The organism is Streptomyces sp. rh34 (genome assembly GCF_002551245.1).
Lineage (GTDB): Bacteria > Actinomycetota > Actinomycetes > Streptomycetales > Streptomycetaceae > Streptomyces.
This window is the reverse complement of the sequence record NZ_NTGZ01000166.1, coordinates 1-17,040: the sequence shown is the minus strand read 5'-3', so window position 1 is coordinate 17,040 and position 17,040 is coordinate 1. Positions and strand designations below refer to the sequence as shown.

The 17,040-nt window shown below is 72.2% G+C and carries 16 protein-coding genes; 4 read left to right on the top strand and 12 right to left on the bottom strand.

Annotation, left to right across the window (positions count from 1 at the left end):
* Positions 1-106: 106 nt before the first annotated feature.
* The 4 genes from CR470_RS25770 to CR470_RS25755 form a co-directional block, all read right to left on the bottom strand.
* Positions 107-1,873, bottom strand: coding sequence for a BCCT family transporter (locus tag CR470_RS25770; protein WP_097869922.1), 1,767 nt, complete (start codon positions 1,871-1,873; stop codon positions 107-109).
* A gap of 74 nt (positions 1,874-1,947) precedes the next feature.
* Positions 1,948-3,333 (bottom strand): M14 family metallopeptidase, encoded by a 1,386-nt coding sequence (locus CR470_RS25765; RefSeq protein ID WP_097869921.1) that lies wholly within the window; start codon positions 3,331-3,333, stop codon positions 1,948-1,950.
* A gap of 295 nt (positions 3,334-3,628) precedes the next feature.
* A complete protein-coding gene (locus tag CR470_RS25760; RefSeq protein ID WP_097869920.1) occupies positions 3,629-4,528 on the bottom strand; it encodes an oxygenase MpaB family protein in 900 nt (299 codons plus the stop codon).
* A 114-nt stretch (positions 4,529-4,642) separates the two neighbouring features.
* Positions 4,643-5,119, bottom strand: coding sequence for a macro domain-containing protein (locus CR470_RS25755; RefSeq protein ID WP_097869919.1), 477 nt, complete (start codon positions 5,117-5,119; stop codon positions 4,643-4,645).
* Between the two features lie 131 nt (positions 5,120-5,250).
* Here CR470_RS25755 and CR470_RS25750 point away from each other — a divergent pair, with 131 nt between their 5' ends.
* Positions 5,251-5,982 (top strand): MerR family transcriptional regulator, encoded by a 732-nt coding sequence (locus CR470_RS25750; RefSeq protein ID WP_097869918.1) that lies wholly within the window; start codon positions 5,251-5,253, stop codon positions 5,980-5,982.
* 36 nt (positions 5,983-6,018) lie between these two features.
* Here the strand turns inward: CR470_RS25750 and CR470_RS25745 are convergent, their stop codons facing one another.
* The 4 genes from CR470_RS25745 to CR470_RS25730 are packed head-to-tail and all read right to left on the bottom strand — an operon-like array spanning position 6,019 to position 11,789.
* Positions 6,019-8,190, bottom strand: coding sequence for a 3-hydroxyacyl-CoA dehydrogenase NAD-binding domain-containing protein (locus CR470_RS25745; RefSeq protein ID WP_097869917.1), 2,172 nt, complete (start codon positions 8,188-8,190; stop codon positions 6,019-6,021).
* 42 nt (positions 8,191-8,232) lie between these two features.
* Positions 8,233-9,447, bottom strand: a complete 1,215-nt coding sequence (locus CR470_RS25740; protein ID WP_097869916.1) for an acetyl-CoA C-acetyltransferase — start codon at positions 9,445-9,447, stop codon at positions 8,233-8,235.
* A gap of 42 nt (positions 9,448-9,489) precedes the next feature.
* Complete coding sequence (locus tag CR470_RS25735) at positions 9,490-10,632, bottom strand: acyl-CoA dehydrogenase family protein (protein WP_097869915.1); 1,143 nt, start codon at positions 10,630-10,632, stop codon at positions 9,490-9,492.
* Between the two features lie 8 nt (positions 10,633-10,640).
* Positions 10,641-11,789 (bottom strand): CaiB/BaiF CoA transferase family protein, encoded by a 1,149-nt coding sequence (locus CR470_RS25730; protein WP_097869914.1) that lies wholly within the window; start codon positions 11,787-11,789, stop codon positions 10,641-10,643.
* Positions 11,790-11,998: 209 nt separating this feature from the next.
* Between CR470_RS25730 and CR470_RS25725 the strand changes: the two genes are divergently transcribed.
* Positions 11,999-13,189: a saccharopine dehydrogenase family protein gene (locus tag CR470_RS25725; protein WP_097869913.1), complete on the top strand. Its 1,191-nt coding sequence runs from the start codon at positions 11,999-12,001 to the stop codon at positions 13,187-13,189.
* Between the two features lie 9 nt (positions 13,190-13,198).
* On the opposite strand, the gene mmpA is transcribed toward CR470_RS25725, so the two are convergent.
* The 3 genes from mmpA to CR470_RS25715 form a co-directional block, all read right to left on the bottom strand.
* Positions 13,199-13,342 carry a morphogenic membrane protein MmpA gene (gene mmpA, locus CR470_RS39740; RefSeq protein WP_179892373.1) on the bottom strand — a complete coding sequence of 48 codons (144 nt, stop codon included), beginning with the start codon at positions 13,340-13,342 and terminating at the stop codon, positions 13,199-13,201.
* Between the two features lie 81 nt (positions 13,343-13,423).
* Positions 13,424-13,861 carry a glutaredoxin domain-containing protein gene (locus CR470_RS25720; protein ID WP_097869912.1) on the bottom strand — a complete coding sequence of 146 codons (438 nt, stop codon included), beginning with the start codon at positions 13,859-13,861 and terminating at the stop codon, positions 13,424-13,426.
* A gap of 72 nt (positions 13,862-13,933) precedes the next feature.
* Complete coding sequence (locus CR470_RS25715; RefSeq protein ID WP_097869911.1) at positions 13,934-14,626, bottom strand: endonuclease V; 693 nt, start codon at positions 14,624-14,626, stop codon at positions 13,934-13,936.
* A 107-nt stretch (positions 14,627-14,733) separates the two neighbouring features.
* On the opposite strand from CR470_RS25715, the gene CR470_RS25710 reads away from it, so the two are divergent.
* Both CR470_RS25710 and CR470_RS25705 read left to right on the top strand, forming a co-directional pair.
* Entirely contained in the window at positions 14,734-15,030 is a 297-nt protein-coding gene (locus CR470_RS25710; RefSeq protein WP_097869910.1) for a YciI family protein, read from the top strand.
* Positions 15,031-15,102: 72 nt separating this feature from the next.
* On the top strand, positions 15,103-15,969 hold the full coding sequence (locus CR470_RS25705) for an alpha/beta fold hydrolase (RefSeq protein WP_097869909.1): 867 nt from the start codon (positions 15,103-15,105) through the stop codon (positions 15,967-15,969).
* Between the two features lie 96 nt (positions 15,970-16,065).
* Here CR470_RS25705 and CR470_RS25700 read toward each other — a convergent pair whose 3' ends face one another.
* The gene (locus CR470_RS25700) at positions 16,066-17,037 is read right to left on the bottom strand and encodes a WD40/YVTN/BNR-like repeat-containing protein (protein WP_097869923.1); all 972 of its coding nucleotides are present in this window, start codon (positions 17,035-17,037) and stop codon (positions 16,066-16,068) included.
* Between the last annotated feature and the right edge of the window lie 3 nt (positions 17,038-17,040).

Genomic DNA, 17,040 nt, shown 5'->3' with positions numbered 1-17,040 from the left:
CCGCGCGGGCTTCCCGGGAGCGGGCCCGGCCGCGTGGGACACGACGTGCCGGAGCCCGCGGCCGGTCGGCGGTCGCGGGCTCCGGTGCGGATGGGCGGTTGCCCGGTCAGTCGGAGAGGCGCTTCTCCGTGGCCGTGGAGCCCGAACCGGTGGGACCGGGCTTGTGGCGCTCGTCCGTGACGGTCGTGGCCCCGGGGCCGATGCGGATCTCGAAGTCGCCGTCGTACTTGGCGTGCCCCTCGATCACCGCGGACTCGACCGCCTCCACGCCGAACTCCTGGCGGACGATCTGCGGGTCCTTGCGCAGATCCCGCATCAGGGCCACGCACATCCCGATCATCACGATGGTGAACGGGGCGGCGACCAGAATGGTGAGGTTCTGGAGCCCTGCGAGTGCGTTGTCCTTTCCGTCGCCGATGAGGAGCATGATCGCGGCCACGGCCCCGGTCACGACGCCCCAGAAGATGACGACCCACTTGCTCGGTTCGAGGACGCCCCTCTGCGAGAGGGTGCCCATGACGATGGAGGCGGCATCGGCTCCGGAGACGAAGAAGATGCCGACCAGGACCATCACCAGAATGCTCGTGAGCGTGGCGATCGGGAACTCCTGGAGGACGCCGAACAGCTGGGCCTCCGGGGTCTCGGCGCCGGTGAGCTTCCCGGCCTCGTCCAGCTTCATGGCCGAGCCGCCGAAGACGGCGAACCAGATCAGGCTGACGGTGCTGGGCACCAGGATGACACCGCCGACGAACTGACGGATCGTGCGGCCGCGGCTGATCCTGGCGATGAACATGCCGACGAAGGGCGTCCAGGAGATCCACCAGGCCCAGTAGAAGACGGTCCAGCCGCCGAGCCAGTCGGCGACGTCACCGCCGCCGGTCGCCTCGGTGCGGCCGGCGAGCTGCCCCAGGTCGGTGATGTACGCGCCGAGGGACGTGGGCACCAGGTCGAGCACGAAGATCGTGGGACCGGCGATGAAGACGAACACGATGAGAAGGAGGGCCAGCACCATGTTGATGTTGGACAGCCACTGGATGCCCTTCTCGACGCCGGAGACCGCGGAGGCGACGAAGGCGACGGTCAGCACGGCGATGACGGTGACGAGAAGTCCGGTGCCCGCCTTCTCCAGCCAGTCCAGTTCCTGGATGCCGCTGCCGATCTGGAGCGCGCCGAGGCCCAGGGAGGCCGCGGAGCCGAACAGGGTGGCGAAGATGGCCAGGATGTCGATGACGCGGCCGACGCCGCCGTAGGCATGGCGCTTGCCGATCAGCGGTTCGAAGACCGCGCTGATCGTCTGCCGCCTGCGCATCCGGTAGGCGCTGTAGGCGATGGCGAGCCCGACCACGGCGTAGATGGCCCAGGGGTGCAGCGTCCAGTGGAAGAGCGTGGTGGCCATCGCCGTCTGCATGGCCTCGGCCGAATCGGCGGGGTCGGTGCCCGGCGGCGGGGTCCGGAAGTGGGCGAGGGGCTCGGCCACGCCCCAGAACATCAGCCCGATGCCCATACCGGCGCTGAACATCATCGCGATCCAGGAGATGGTCCGGAACTCCGGCTTCTCGCCCTCCTGGCCGAGGCAGATCTTCCCGTACCGGCTGACGGCCAGCCACAGGGCGAAGATGACGAAGGCCGACGCGGCCAGTATGAAGGCCCAGCCACCGTTGTGGATCAGTCCCTTGAGCAGTTTTCCGGAGACGCTCTCCAGGGAGTCGGTGGCGGTCGCGCCCCAGACGACGAAGGCAAGCGTGAGGACCGCCGTGACGCCGAACACCACCCGGTCGGTGGTCGGGGTCCTGGTGCTGACCGGATCGGGGGGAAGGTCCGCCGTGACCGACAGTCCTTCCCTCCCGTCCGTTGTCTGGTCGTCCTGGGGCACAAGTGGCACCTTTCACCGAGTCTGATAAACGCTCTACCGTAGGCAGTACCACACCTGCCCCGGATCTCGAAGAATCAACAAGCAGTTCTGGCTTGACCGTTTGCGAGGTGATATGTCGCCCGCTGATCGAGGAGCAGCGGAATCAGGCGTCGAGCCGACTGACGCATGGGCACAAACGCGCCATCTTCCTCCGGGCGGGCCGTGACGCCGTGCAGGGCCAGCTCGTCCTTCACCGCCGCGTACTGGGACCCGTCCAGCCGGTAGCCGCACGGCGGGTCGGCGAGGACCTCGGCGGGCTCGGCCGGGTCGTTGTCGGCGCCGCCGAGGTACACGGGGCCCCGGTCGGCGAGGCCGGTCAGGCGCGAGAGGGTGGTGGCCGTCCTGAGCCGGGCGCGCTGCTCGTCGGTGAAGGCGAAGAGACCGCCGAGCGCGGTCCGCTGGGAGTGGACCCTGCGCCGGTGGTTGAGCGCCTGATCCGCCTTCTCCGCGTCGCTCAGCGCGTCGATCCGGGACTCGATGAGCAGCCCGACGGCGTGTTTGAGGCCCGAGGTGTTGCGCAGGATGCGTTCCTGGCCGTCGCCGGCGACCTGCTTGACGGGCTCTCCGGTGGCCGGGTCCGTCCAGATGCCGTAATGGCCGCTGCTGTAGCCGCCCGCCGTCGCGGCGGGGCGGACGTACCGCTCGGAGAGGGTGCGCGCGACGTCGTGGACCCGGTCGTCGACGTTGAGGTTCCGCGGCCACAGCGCGAACAGGTCCTTGTCGTAGTACGGCGGGGTCGCGCCGTACTCGTGCAAGTCGTAGATCACCTGGGGCCGTTCGTCGCGCACGACGGTGGCGACGGCCCGCGCCTCAGCGGTCTCCAGGGCGATGTGGTCACGGTTGACGTCGACGCCGTCGGCGTTGGCTCGGGTGTCGGCGGCGCGTCCGTCGGGGTTGGCCGTGGGCAGCACCAGCAACGTCGTACGGGCCAGGAAGGCGCGGGTCGCCCGGTCCTCGGCGAACCCGAGGTCACGGATGGTGGTCAGACACGCCTCGCGCCCGGCGGGCTCGTCCCCGTGCTGACCGCAGATCAGGAGCACCGTGGTGGCCCCGGGGTGCTCCTGTCCGATGCGTACGAGCCGCAGGAGGCGGCCCTGACCGGTCGTGCCGACGCGGTCCACGGAGACCCGGTCGCTCCCCCGGTCCACCGCGGCGAGGAAGGACCGCTCCTCCGCCTCGCCGGTCCAGCGGGCCCCCTCGCTCGTCTCGAACCCGGTGCGCGGCGGACGGTGGGCGGCCTCGGCCGGCGCGATGGCGAACGGGAGGGCCAGCCCGGCGAGCGTCGCCGCCACGGCCGTCCGGCGCATCGCTTCCGCCCCGCGCCGCGGGGGCGCGGACTGCTGCCGGGCGGGGCCGGCGACCGGCGCGAGCCACGGGTGCGGGCTGAGCATGCGGAGCGCGCGAGCGATGCGGGGGGTCATCAGCGGCTGCCTCCGGAAAGGTGGGGGGGGGCGGGCGCCGTGACGCCCGTCCGGCTGTCGGCGCTGTGCGGACGTTACCCCGCTCAACTCCTGTGCGACAGGGGGTGATCACCGCTGTCCGTACGGCCGTCCGTGTCGACGGCATGGCGATCGTGTGTCGGAGTGCCCCAAATGGCCCGTCCTGCTCCGGCCCGGTTCGCCGCGAGCGGGGTCCACGAACGGGGAGGTCACCCCGGCGGCTCCCCCGGCGAAGGGCGAGGACGTCTCCGTCGTCGTCCGACGGAACGGCGGGCGGTCAGCCGTTCCGACGCGCCTCGGCGGCGCGGGCGTCGCGTCCCGCCGAACGCGACGCGGCGCGGGCCGCTCGCGCCCGGGGCAGATAGCGCAGCCGATCCGGGAGGACGGGGACGACGACCCGCAGCACCGCGCACATCCGGCGCAGCCGCTTCTCCTGGTCCGGGGTCCACGGCAGGCCGATGGCCGCGCGGGCGTCGGGCGGCATGAGACCGATGGTGACGAACCTGCGGAAGAGGGCCAGCCGGGGCAGCAGCACGGGCCACAGCGCCCGCAGCAGCGGCCGGAGCGGCCACGGCCCCCGGTCCGGCGGCGGTACGGGCTGGTCGGCGGCGACGAGTTCGCGGACGACGGCGGTCGCCTCGATCTCCCCGGCGAGCATCTTCTCCCAGTACGGCCAGAAGTCCTCGATGGTCTGCGGCATGTCCCGGTCGTGGATGCCCAGGATCCGGCCGACCTGGAGCCACTCCGCGTACAGGGCACGCTCCTGGGCTGGGCTCATGGGACGGATCAGATAGCGGGCCGCGTGCTGGTACACGGGGAAGCCGGTGGCGTGCACCCAGGCGTAGTTGGCGGGCGTCAGGGCGTGGTAGCGGCGGCCGCGGGTGTCGGTCCCCTGGATGGTGCGGTGCAGCCCTCGCAGTCTGCGGCCCTCCTCGGCGGCCTCCGCGCCGCCGTAGACCCAGAGCTGGAGCGAGCGCAGCGAGCGTTCACCGCGCCCCCAGGGATCCGTACGGAAGACGGAGTGCTCGTCGACGCCGGCGCCGACGGCCGGGTGGGCGACCTGGAGGGTGAGGGCGGCGGGCAGCATCAGCAGGGAGCGGATGTCTCCGGACAGGCTCCAGAGCACCCCGCCGGGCGGGGGCGGCCCGAGGTTCTCCGCGTCGGTCGCGCCGCTCATCCGTGCTCCTGCGGTCCGGCGGGCCTGCCGTGCGCTGCCCGTCCCCTTCCTCTCCATGATCCCTCGCTCGCGGAAGAACCCCGGCGGCGGGGTCCGGGACCGCCCGCACGCCGGTCAGTCGTGGTCGTACACCGTCACCGGCAGTCCGGCGGATATCAGGCGCCGCTCGATCAGCGGCTCGATCCTGGCCCACTCACCGCCCGCGAGCCCGCAGCCGATCCGGGGCATATGGACCGAGGCCCCGAGCTCGCCCGCTCTGACGGCCACCGCGCCGAGCGCAGCGTCGATCGCCTCGTACCGCACGGGTACTCCCTTGCTGCCGGTGCGCATGCCTCGCTGGCCGACCGTGTTGGCCACCCACAGGTAGGGCCCCACCCGCACGAACTGCGCCGCGCCCAGGGCGAAGTCGTTGCCCGCGCGCTCCCGGTGCCAGCGCCGGTAGGCGGCCTCGGGCTCCGGCCAGCGACGGGAGAGGGCCAGGACGAAACCCTTGCCCCAGCCGCCGAGGTCGTTGCAGACGTGGACGATCAGCTTGACGCCCTTGCCCCGGGGGGCGGTGGCGTCCCCCCGTACATAGGTGATCTCCGACATGCCCTCACCGTACGGGCCACCACTGACAACGGGCCCGGGGTGGACGGCGGGGCGATGGTGCCGGAGACTTTCACAGTAATGGTGAGACAGCGGCACTGTCCGATACGAGGGTTCGACGGCGGGGAGCAGAGATGGCGACGGGGACCGACGAGCCGACACTCACGGTGGACGAGCTGGCGGCGCGCGCCGGGGTCACCGTGCGCACCGTGCGGTTCTACAGCACCCGGGGCCTGCTGCCGCCCCCGGTCATCGGCCCCCGCCGGGTCGGGCACTACGGGCCCGACCATCTCTCGCGGCTCGCGCTGATCGAGGAGCTCCAGCAGCAGGGCATGACGCTCGCGGCGATCGAACGCTATCTGGAACAGTTGCCGCCCGACCTGAGCGCCCACGATCTGGCGATCCACCGGGCGCTGGTCGCCTCCTGGGCGCCGGACCGGACCGAGGACCTCTCCCGGGCCGAGCTGGAGAGGCGCGCCGGGCGCGCACTGTCGGAGGCGGACGTGGAGCGGCTGGCGGCGATGGGGGTGCTGGTCCGTCCGCAGGAGCCCGGCGGGCACCACCGGGTGGATCTGGGGCTGCTGCGGCTCGGGGTGGAGCTGCTGGACGTGCCGATCGCGCACGAGACGATCCTGGCGGCGCGGACCGTACTGCTGGAGCACACCCGCTCGGCCGCCCAGGAGATGACCCGGCTGTTCCGGGACGAGGTGTGGGACCCCTACCGGGAGCGCGAGGGCGACCCGGAGCATGTGGCGGCGATGAAGTCGCTGTCCGCCGATATGCAGCCGATCGTGGTGCAGGCGCTGGTGACGGCGTTTCAGCGATCGTTGAAGGAGGAGCTGCGGGCCGCGTTCACCGCCGAGTGACGGTGAACACGGCCCGGGGACGTCCCGGTCGGGCCGTCAGTCGTGGAAGGTCTCGCCCCTCCGCGCCTTCTCCACCAGCAGGGCGGGCGGCAGGAACCGGTCGCCGTACCGCTCGGCGAGTTCCCGGGCACGGGCCACGAAGCCGGGCAGGCCGCCCTCGTACCCGTTGATGTACTGGAGCACGCCGCCGGTCCACGGCGGGAAGCCGATGCCCATGATGGAGCCGATGTTGGCGTCGGCGACGGAGATCAGGACGTTCTCCTCCAGGCAGCGGACGCTGTCCAGGGCCTCGGAGAAGAGCATCCGCTCCTTCATGTCCTCGAAGGGCACATCGGCGTCGGGCTGCGTGAAGTGCTCGCGCAGTCCGGGCCAGAGGCCTGCCCTCCTGCCGTCCTCGTCGTAGTCGTAGAAGCCCGCTCCCCCGCTGCGGCCGGGGCGGCCGAACTCGTCGACCATGCGGTCGATGACCGCGTCGGAGGGGTGGCCGGGCCAGGTGCCGCCGGCCTCCTCCACCGCGCGCTTCGTCTCGTCGCGGATCTTGCGCGGCAGGGTCAGAGTCAGCTCGTCCATCAGGGAGAGCACCTTGGCCGGGTAGCCGGACTGGGCGGCGGCCTGCTCGATCGAGGCGGGCTCGACGCCCTCGCCGACCATGGCGACGCCCTCGTTGATGAACTGCCCGATGACGCGCGAAGTGAAGAAGCCGCGCGAGTCGTTGACGACGATCGGCGTCTTCTTGATCCGGCGCACCAGGTCGAAGGCGCGGGCGAGCGCCTCGTCGCCGGTGCGCTCGCCCTTGATGATCTCGACGAGGGGCATCTTGTCGACGGGCGAGAAGAAGTGCAGCCCGATGAAGTCGACGGGGCGCGAGACGCCTTCCGCGAGGACCGTGATCGGGAGGGTGGAGGTGTTGGAGCAGAGCAGCGCGTCCGGCTCGATGACGTCCTGGATCTCCTGGAACACCTTGTGCTTGAGGGCGGTGTCCTCGAAGACGGCCTCGATCACCGCGTCGCAGCCCGCGAGGTCGGCCGCGTCGCCGGTGGGGGTGATCAGGGCCAGCAGTTCGTCACGCTTCGCCTCGGTCGTACGGCCCCGGGAGAGCGCCTTGGCGAGCAGCTTCTCGCTGTACGCCTTGCCCTTGGCGGCCGCCTCGGTGGAGACGTCCTTGAGGACGACCTCGATCCCGGCCTTGGCACAGGAGTACGCGATGCCCGCGCCCATCATCCCGGCGCCGAGCACGGCGACCTTGCGGACGGGTCGCTCGGGGATGTCCTTGGGGCGGTTGGCGCCGGAGTTGACGGCCTGGAGGTCGAAGAAGAACGCCTGGATCATGTTCCTGGCGACCTGGCCGGTGACCAGCTCGGTGAAGTACCGGGCCTCGATGGTCAGGGCGGTCTCGAAGTCGACCTGCGAACCCTCGACGGCCGCCGCCAGGATGTTGCGCGGCGCGGGCATGGGAGCGCCCGCGAGCTGCTTCTTCAGGTTGGCGGGAAACGCGGGCAGGTTGGCGGCGAAGCGCGGGTTGGACGGGGTGCCGCCGGGGATCTTGTAGCCCTTGACGTCCCAGGGCTGCTGGGACTCGGGGTGGGCGTCGATGAAGGCGTGGGCCTTCTCGAGCATCTCCTCGCGGGTGGCGGCGACTTCATGGACGAGACCGTTCTCCAGGGCGCGCCGGGGCGTGTACTGGGTGCCCTGGAGCAGCACCTTGAGCAGGGCGTCGGCGATGCCCATGAGGCGTACGGTCCGGGTGACGCCGCCGCCCGCCGGGAGCAGGCCGAGGGTGACCTCGGGCAGGCCGATGCGGGAACCGGGGGCGTCGAGGGCGACGCGGTGGTGGCAGGCGAGCGCGATCTCGTAACCGCCGCCGAGGGCCGCGCCGTTGATGGCGGCGACGACGGGCTTGCCGAGGGTCTCGATGCGGCGCAGCGAGGCCTTGATCGCGTTGCCGGCGTCGAAGGCGGCCCGGGCGTTCTCCGGGCCGACCTTGATCATGTCCTTGAGGTCGCCGCCGGCGAAGAAGGTCTTCTTGGCGGAGGTGTAGATGATGCCGCGGATGGAGTCCTTCTCGGCCTCGGCGCGGTCGGCGACGGCCGCGATGGAGTCCTTGAATGCCTGGTTCATCGTGTTGGCCGACTGGTTCGGGTCGTCGAGGACGAGGGTGACGACGCCGGTCTCGTCCTGTTCCCAGCGGATGGTGGTGCTCTCGGTCATGTCGGTGTCTTCTCCGTAGCAGAGGTGGCCGGGGCGGGACGGTCAGATGCGTTCGACGACGGTGGCGACGCCCATGCCGCCGCCGACGCAGAGGGTGACCAGGCCGAACCGCTGGTCGCGGCGCTCCAGTTCGTCGATGACGGTGCCGAGGATCATCGCGCCGGTCGCGCCGAGCGGGTGGCCGAGCGCGATCGCGCCGCCGTTGACGTTGACCTTGTCCAGGGAGAGGCCCATGTCCTTGACGAAGCGCAGGACGACTCCGGCGAAGGCTTCGTTGATCTCGACGAGGTCGATGTCGTCGATGGTCAGCCCGGCCTTGGCGAGCGCCTTGCGGGTGGCGGGGGCGGGGCCGGTGAGCATGATGGTGGGCTCGGAGCCGGAGACGGCGGCGGAGACGATGCGGGCGCGGGGGGTCAGACCGTAGCGCTCGCCGACCTCCTTGGAGCCGATGGCGACGAGGGCCGCGCCGTCCACGATGCCGGAGGAGTTGCCCGCGTGGTGGACGTGGTCGATCTTCTCGACCCAGTGGTACTTCTGAAGGGCCACCGCGTCGAAGCCGCCCATCTCGCCGATGCCCGCGAAGGAGGGCTTGAGCGCGGCGAGGGAGTCGGCGGTGGTGCCGGGGCGCAGGTGTTCGTCGTGGTCGAGGACGAGGAGGCCGTTGCGGTCCTTGACCGGGACGACGGAGCGGGCGAAGCGGCCGTCCTTCCAGGCGGCGGCGGCGCGTTCCTGGGAGAGGGCGGCGTACTCGTCGACGTCGCGGCGGCTGAAGCCCTCGATGGTGGCGATGAGGTCGGCGCCGATGCCCTGCGGGGCGAAGCCGGTCTCGAAGCTGGTCATCGGGTCCATGGCCCAGGCCCCGCCGTCGGAGCCCATCGGCACCCGGGACATCGACTCGACGCCCCCGGCCAGGACGAGGTCCTCCCAGCCGGAGCGGACCTTGGCGGCGGCCAGGTTGACCGCTTCCAGGCCGGAGGCACAGAAGCGGTTCTCCTGGACGCCCGCGACGGAGTCCGGCAGGCCGGCCGCGATGGCGGCGATACGGGCGATGTCGGAGCCCTGGTCCCCGAGCGGGCTGACCACGCCGAGGACGATGTCGTCGATGGCGGCCGGGTCGAGGTCCGGGAAGCGGCCCCGGATCTCGTGGATGAGGCCGACGACGAGGTCGATCGGCTTGGTGCCGTGCAGGGCGCCGTTGGCCTTGCCGCGGCCGCGCGGGGTGCGGATCGCGTCGTAGACGAATGCTTCGGTACTCAAGACAGCTGCCTTTCGAGGGTGGTGGAGAGGGGGAGCGGAGGCTCAGGCGAGCAGCGAGCGGCCGATGATCTCCTTCATGATCTCGGTGGTGCCGCCGTAGATGGTCTGGACGCGGCCGTCGGTGAACGCCTTGGCGACCTTGTACTCGCTCATGTAGCCGTAGCCACCGTGGAGTTGGAGGCAGCGGTCGGCGACGCGCTTCTGCAGTTCGGTGGCCCACCACTTGGCCATGGAGGCGTGGACGGCGTCCAGGACGCCGTCGGAGTGGTCGACGATGCACCGGTCGAGGAAGGTCCGGGTGACGGCGCACTCGGTGGCCATCTCGGCGATCTCGAAGCGGATGTGCTGGAGCTTGGAGAGCGGGCGTCCGAAGGCCTCGCGCTCCTTGACGTACTGGGTGGTGATCTCCAGCAGGTGTTCGGCGGCGGCGATCCCGGCGACCGCTATGCCCATGCGTTCCTGGGCCAGGTTGGTCATCAGGTGGATGAACGCGCCGTCGAGTTCGCCGAGGAGGTTCTCCTTGGGGACGCGGACGTCGTGGAAGAACAGTTCGGCGGTGTCCTGGGACTTCTGGCCGATCTTGTCGAGGTTGCGGCCCCGCTCGAAGCCCTCCGCCCCGCGTTCGACGACGATCAGCGAGAGGCCCTTGGCCCCGCCGTCGGGGGTGGTCTTCGCGACGACGACGACCAGGTCGGCGAGGATGCCGTTGGAGATGAAGGTCTTGGAGCCGTTGAGCAGCCAGTGGTCGCCCCTGTCCTCGGCGGTGGTGCGGATGGCCTGGAGGTCGGAGCCGGCGCCGGGCTCGGTCATCGCGATCGCGGTGATGGTCTCGCCGGAGCAGAAGCCGGGGAGCCAGCGACGCTTCTGCTCGTCGGTGGCCAGGCCGGTGAGGTAGGGGCCGATGATGTCGTTGTGCAGGCCGATCGCGAGGCCGGGGGCCCCGGCCCGGGTGAACTCCTCGGCGAGGACGGCGCTGTAGCGGAAGTCGTCGCTGCCGCCGCCTCCGTACTCCTCCGGGACGGCGAGGCCCAGCAGCCCCGCGCGTCCGGCGGCGAGCCAGGCGTCGCGGGAGACGATGCCGTCCTGCTCCCACTGCTCGTAGTACGGGAGGACCTCCTTGGCCAGGAAGGCCCGGACGGTCTCGCGGAAGGCGTCGTGCTCCTCGGTGAAGATCTGCCGTTGCACGGGGGCTCCTAGTAGGTGTCGGGTGAGTCGGCGGGCCGCAGCGCGGGGACGTCCCAGTCGGCGGCGACGGCGGCCGTGTCGCCGCCCGGCAGGGCGGGCCCGCCGCGTACGGAGACGGGGGTGGCCGAGAAGCGCGGGGCGGGGGCGGGCTGGATGAGGCCGCTGTGCTCGACGAAGGTGGAGCGGGCGGCGAGGTGCGGGTGGTGCGGCGCTTCGGTGAGCGAGAGCACGGGGGCCACGCAGGCGTCGGTGCCGTCGAACACCTCGGTCCACTCGGCGCGCGTACGGGTCAGGAAGCGCTCGGTGACGGCGGCGCGCAGGTCGTCCCAGCGGGCGAGGTCCCACCGGTCGGGGAAGGCGTCCGCGAGGCCGAGGAGGCCGACGAACTCCGCGTAGAACTTCTCCTCCAGCGGGCCGACCGCCAGGTGGCCGCCGTCGGAGGTGGCGTAGGTGCCGTAGAACGGGCAGCCGCCGTCGAGGAGGTTCGTTCCGCGCCGGTCCTGCCAGCTCCCGGCGGCCAGCATGCCGTGGATCATCGTGGCGAGATGGGCGGCGCCGTCCACGATGGCGGCGTCGACGACCTGGCCCTCACCGTGGGCGCGGGCGTGCTGGAGCGCGGCGAGGACGCCGACGACGAGGTAGAGCGAGCCGCCCGCGTAGTCGCCGACCAGGTTGGCGGGGACCACCGGCGGCTCGTCCGGCTTGCCGATCATGGACAGGGTGCCGGTGACCGCGAGGTAGGCGATGTCGTGTCCGGCGCGCTCGGCGAGCGGCCCGTCCTGGCCCCAGCCGGTCATCCGGCCGTAGACGAGCTTCGGGTTGCGGGCGAGACAGGCCTCGGGCCCGACGCCGAGGCGTTCGGCGACGCCGGGGCGGTAGCCCTCGACCAGGATGTCGGCGCGTTCGACGAGGTCCAGGACGCGGGCCGGCCCCTCGTCGCTCTTGAGGTCCAGGAGGACGGAGCGCTTGTTGCGGTTGGTGAGGTCGGACGCGGGATCGATGCCGATCCCCGCGCCGCCGGGCCGGTCGACGCGTACGACGTCGGCCCCGAGGTCCGCCAGCAGCATCGCGGCGAACGGTCCGGGCCCGATGCCCGCCAGCTCGACGACACGGACACCGGTCAGCGGACCGTGCCCGGGCGTTGGACCATGCGCCATCTGTGAGCCCCCAGGGGTATGACACAACCGATGTAACATCAGTGATGCTAAGAAGCCGCCCGGCTCCGCACAACCCCTTGTGCCGAGCAAGCGCTTAGTTCTTCCACCCCATCCTCTCGCATCCGGCCCGCCCGGCCGCATGCCGCCACGGCGCTCTCCGCTACCCTCTGCCTGCCACGTCGGCACCCGTCTCCCAGCCGGAGGTACTCGTGAACAGGCAGAACGACGCGACCCGCCCCTTGGACGTCGTCCTCTTCAGTGCCACCGGCTTCGTGGGGACGCTCACCGCCGAGTACCTGGCGGCACACGCCCCCGCAGGCCTGCGCTGGGCCCTGGCCGGGCGCAGCCGGACCAAGCTGGAGGCGCTGCGCGAACGGCTCACCGTGATCGCGCCCGGCTGCGCGGAACTGCCGCTGCTGGAGACCGACGCGGACGACGCGGAGGCACTGGCCGAACTGGCCGCCTCCACCCGGGTGGTGGCCACGACGGTGGGGCCGTACATCCGTTACGGCGAGAAGCTCGTCGCCGCCTGCGCGGAGGCCGGGACGGACTACGCGGACCTCACCGGCGAGGCGGAGTTCATCGACCGGATGTATCTGGAGCACGACGCACGGGCCCGTGAGACGGGGGCGCGCATCGTGCACGCCTGCGGCTTCGACTCCGTCCCCCACGACCTGGGGGCGTACTTCACCGTCAAGCAGCTGCCCGAGGACGTACCCCTGACCGTCGACGGCTTCGTCCGCACCGACGCGGTGTTCTCCGGCGGGACGTTCGCCTCGGCACTGACCGCGATGGGCCGGGGCCCGCAGATGCTGGCCGCCGCTCGGGAACGCCGGCTGCACGAGCCGCGCCTGGTGGGCCGGCGCGTCCGCACCCCTGCGGGCTCCCCGCACTTCAGCGGGCCCATCGGCACGTGGGCGCTGCCGCTGCCGACGGTGGACCCGACGATCGTGGGCCGCTCCGCGCGGTCCCTGGAGCGGTACGGCCCCGACTTCCGCTACCGGCACTTCGCCTCGGTCAGGACGCTGCCGATGGCCCTCGGCGCCCCGGTGGCGATCGGCGCGCTGGTGGCCGCCGCACAGGTGGAGGGCGCCCGGGAGTGGATGATGGGGCGTTACGAGCCGGGACAGGGGCCGGACGCGGAACGCCGCGGGCGGAGCTGGTTCACCATCCGCTTCGTCGGCGAGGGCGGCGGGCGGCGCGTCTTCACCGAGGTGTCGGGCGGCGACCCGGGTTACGGCGAGACGGCGAAGATCCTCGCCGAGTCGGCGGTGTGCCTGGCTCTGGACGAGCTGCCGGAGACCTCCGGGCAGGTCACCACGGCCGTGGCCATGGGTGACGCGCTCCTGGAGCGGCTGACGACGGCGGGGCTGCGGTTCCGGGTGGCGGCGGTGCGGTAGCGGATGCCTCTAGAGGATCCAGTTGGCCAGCGTGTAGAGCATCGCGCCCACCCAGACCAGCCCGACGGCGCTCCCGAGGAGCATGCCGAGGGCCATGCGGCGCTGAGCGGGGACGAAGGGCTCGGTGCGGACGGCTGTGCGAGAGGCGTTCATACGTGTCAGCCTGCCCAGCCGTACGGATCTACGCCATCCGTACGGGTACTCAGTTGCAGGACTGTTCCACGCCCGGGGCCGTCACGCGGCGGGCGGCAACTGTTCGCGCACCCATGACGGGTCCGGATTGGTGTGCGGCCGGTCCGCCACGAAGACGGTCGGCACGGTCTCGTCACCCCCGTTGGCCGCCCGCACCTCGGCGGCTCCCGCCGGGTCGCGCCGGATGTCGACCCAGTGCAGCCGGGAGGCGTCGCGGCCCAGCCGGAGACGGAGCCGCAGACAGTACGTGCAGCCCGGCCGCCAGTAGACCACCGGGCGGCCGTCGACGGCGCTGCGCCGCCGGGCCTCGGCGGCGGGGACCGTCCTCGGGAAGATCAGGGGCGAGTTCATCCCGGCGAACAGCACGAAAAGCACCAGGAGCACGGCCGCCATGACGGGGTCGCCCCTGAGGGCGAGCCCCGTCGCGACGACGGCGCCGCTGAGCACCAACACGACCGGCAGCATCCACACACGCGTCATGACGACGCACGCTATCCCCGCGCGGCCCCGCCCATCGAGGCGGGCCGCCCGCCCGGGGCCGTAGGGCCCGCGTCAGGCGGTCGCCTCCCGCAGGGTCTGCCGGCACAGGGCGTCCGCCCGACGGGTGCTCTCCGGCTGGCGGAAGCGGCCGGCGAGGCGGAGCGTGTGGGCACAGGCGTTGTCGAGGCTGATGCGGTGGCCCACGGAGACGAACACCGGGTTGGTGTTCTCCTGGGTACGCAGCGCCCGGCCGACCACCTCTTCGCCGTCCAGCAGCGGGGAGAAGTCACCGCGCCGGGGGCCGGGGGCCTCGTACGTGAACGTGAACGGGTTCTTGCCGACGCCGATCACCGGCAGCCCGGTGAGCACGCCCAGGTGGCTGGCGAGCCCGAAGCGGCGCGGGTGCGCCAGACCGTAGCCGTCGCAGATGACGAGTCCCGGATCGACGCTCAGCTGCTCCAGGGCCTCCAGCGCCGTCGGGATCTCCCGGAAGGCCAGCAGCCCGGGGACGTACGGGAAGGTGATCCGGCCGACGGCGGTGGCCTCGTCGATCGTCTCCAGGGTCACGGCGTCCAGCACCACGGCCGCCGCGACGACGACGTCCTTCACATCGTCGTAGGCCACGTCCACCCCGGTGACCAGGCCGGTTCCGGGCTCCGGTCCCGCCTCGTCCAGGATTACCCGGCCGCGCAGCCGGTCCTGGATCGCCCGGCCCTCGGCTTCGTCGGCGGGGGTCTCGTGGGCGGGGGTGGGAGAGGTCGTCATGTCCGGAAGCTTATGCGGTGACGGGCCCCGGCCCGTGACGCGGTGTCCGGCGGCCCCCCGCCGCGAGCCCTCGGGACGGGCGGCCGGAATCCCGTAGCCTGACGATCATGTTCGTACTCGAATTGACCTACACGGCTCCGGTCGAACGCGTCGACGCGCTGATGCGGGAGCACATCGCCTGGCTCGACGAGCAGTACGCGGCGGGCGTCTTCATCGCCTCGGGCCGCAAGAACCCGCGGGACGGCGGAGTGATCCTGGCCGTCGGGGAGGACCGGGCGGCGATCGAGAGGACCGCGGCGGCCGATCCCTTCGCCGAGCACGGTGTGTGCGCGTACCGGATCACCGAGTTCATCGCCACCAAGACGGCGCCCGGACTCGCTCCGTACCAGCAGCGGTTGCCGTAGCGGGCGGGGCCCGCCCGGTCTCGATCCCTCCCCGGCCGATGAGTTTCCGGGGCGGGGCCGGTCTGCACGGGTATGGAAACGTACACACTCAAGACAGCCGGCGCCGACCTCGTCCACGACGTTCGCGGACCTTTGCCGACCGCTGACGGCCGCCCGCCGCTGTTCATGATCGGGCAGCCCATGGACGCCACCGGGTTCGTCGCGCTCGCGGCACGCTTCCCGGAGCGGACCGTGGTGACCTATGACCCGCGGGGGCTCGGCCGCAGCATCCGTAAGGACGGGCGGACCGACCACACGCCCGAGACCCAGGCCGACGACGTGCACGCCGTCATCGAGGCGCTCGGGGCCGGGCCGGTCGAGATGTTCGCCAGCAGTGGCGGAGCGGTCACCGCTCTCGCTCTCGTGGCGCGCCACCCCGGTGATGTGACCACCCTCGTCGCGCACGAGCCGCCGCTCATCACGCTCACCCCGGACGGCCCGGCGGCCGTCCGGGCGCGGGCCGAGGTCCGGGACGCGTACGAGAAGCGGGGGTGGGGGGCCGGGATGGCCGCGTTCGTCGCCATGACCTCGTGGGAGGGCGAGTTCACCGACGCGTACTTCGCACAGCCCGAACCCGATCCCGCCGCGTTCGGCATGCCCACCGAGGACGACGGCACGCGCGGCGACCCGCTGCTGTCCGACCGGTCATGGGCGATCAGCGACTACCGGCCGGACGTCGACGCCCTCGCCGCTGCCGCCACCCGTGTGGTGATCGCCGTGGGCGAGGAGTCCCGGAGCGTGCAGACCGGGCGTACGTCCGCCGCGACCGCCGAACTGCTCGGACAGCGGGTGACCGTCTTCCCCAGCCATCACGGCGGCTTCCTCGACGGGGAGTTCGGCTATCCGGGCAAGCCGGACGAGTTCGGGCAGCGGCTGCGGGAGGTGCTCGACGGCGCCTGATTGAGGCCGTTCGCTCGGATCGGACCGGGTCCCGCGAGCGTGCGTGCCGGGCGCCGCGAGCCCGGCCTGATCCGAACGAGAGGCCCTGGAACTGCCCTAGAACCCCAGCCGGGCCACCCTCCCCTTCTCTCCCGCCGCCCAGCAGCCCAGGTCGGGCGTGCAGTCGACGGTGTCGTACGAACCGGAGTCGACCGTCCGCCAGGTGCGTCCGCCGTCCAGGGTGAGGTCGGTGCCCGTCGGACCGACGGCCAGGGCGGCGGAGCGGCTGTGGGGCAGCCAGGCGACGCCTGAGCGGTACGCGGGCGGCGGGGTGGCGGACGCCCGCCAGCTCCGGCCGCCGTCCCCGGTGACGGCGGCGGCCTTCGGGGAGGCCTGGTCGGGGCGGTAGTCCCCGCCGACGGCGATGCCGTGCCCCCGGTCGCGGAAGGCGACGGCGAAGACCCCGCGGGCCGGGTCGCCCGCCGGGAGGGTCGACGCGCTCGCCGTCCAGGTCAGGCCCCGGTCCCGGGAGTGCAGGACCCGGGCGGTCGCCGCTCCCCCGGTGGTCAGCCAGACGTCCTTGGAGCCGGAGCTGACCAGGCACTGGCCGCTCGCCGCGAAGCCCGCCTCGCCCGGCTGGGCGGCGGGCATCCCGGCATCGGGCAGGACCCGCCAGGAGCGGCCGCCGTCCGCCGTGGACAGGACCCGGAACTTTCCGTCCACCGGGTCGCCCGCCGCGAGACCGTGCCGGCTGTCGAAGAACGTCAGGCAGTTGAAGAAGGCTCGGGGATCGGTGTTGCGGAAGGACTCGGTCCAGGTGGCCCCGCCGTCGTCGGTGCGCAGGACCCGGGACGCCTCGCCCTCGCCGATGGCCAGGGCGACGGCCCGCCGGCCGTCGAACGCCTCGATGTCCCGCAGTTCCAGTTCGGCGGCGCCCGGCGGTGACACGTCGCGCCAGGTGCGGCCGCCGTCGCCGGTGCGCAGGACCGTGCCCTTCGACCCGGCGACCCAGGCGGTGGTGCGGCTGACCGCGGCGAGCCCCCGGGAGCGGGCGTCGGCGCCGGTGCCGGTGAGCCGCCAGCCGGGCAGGGG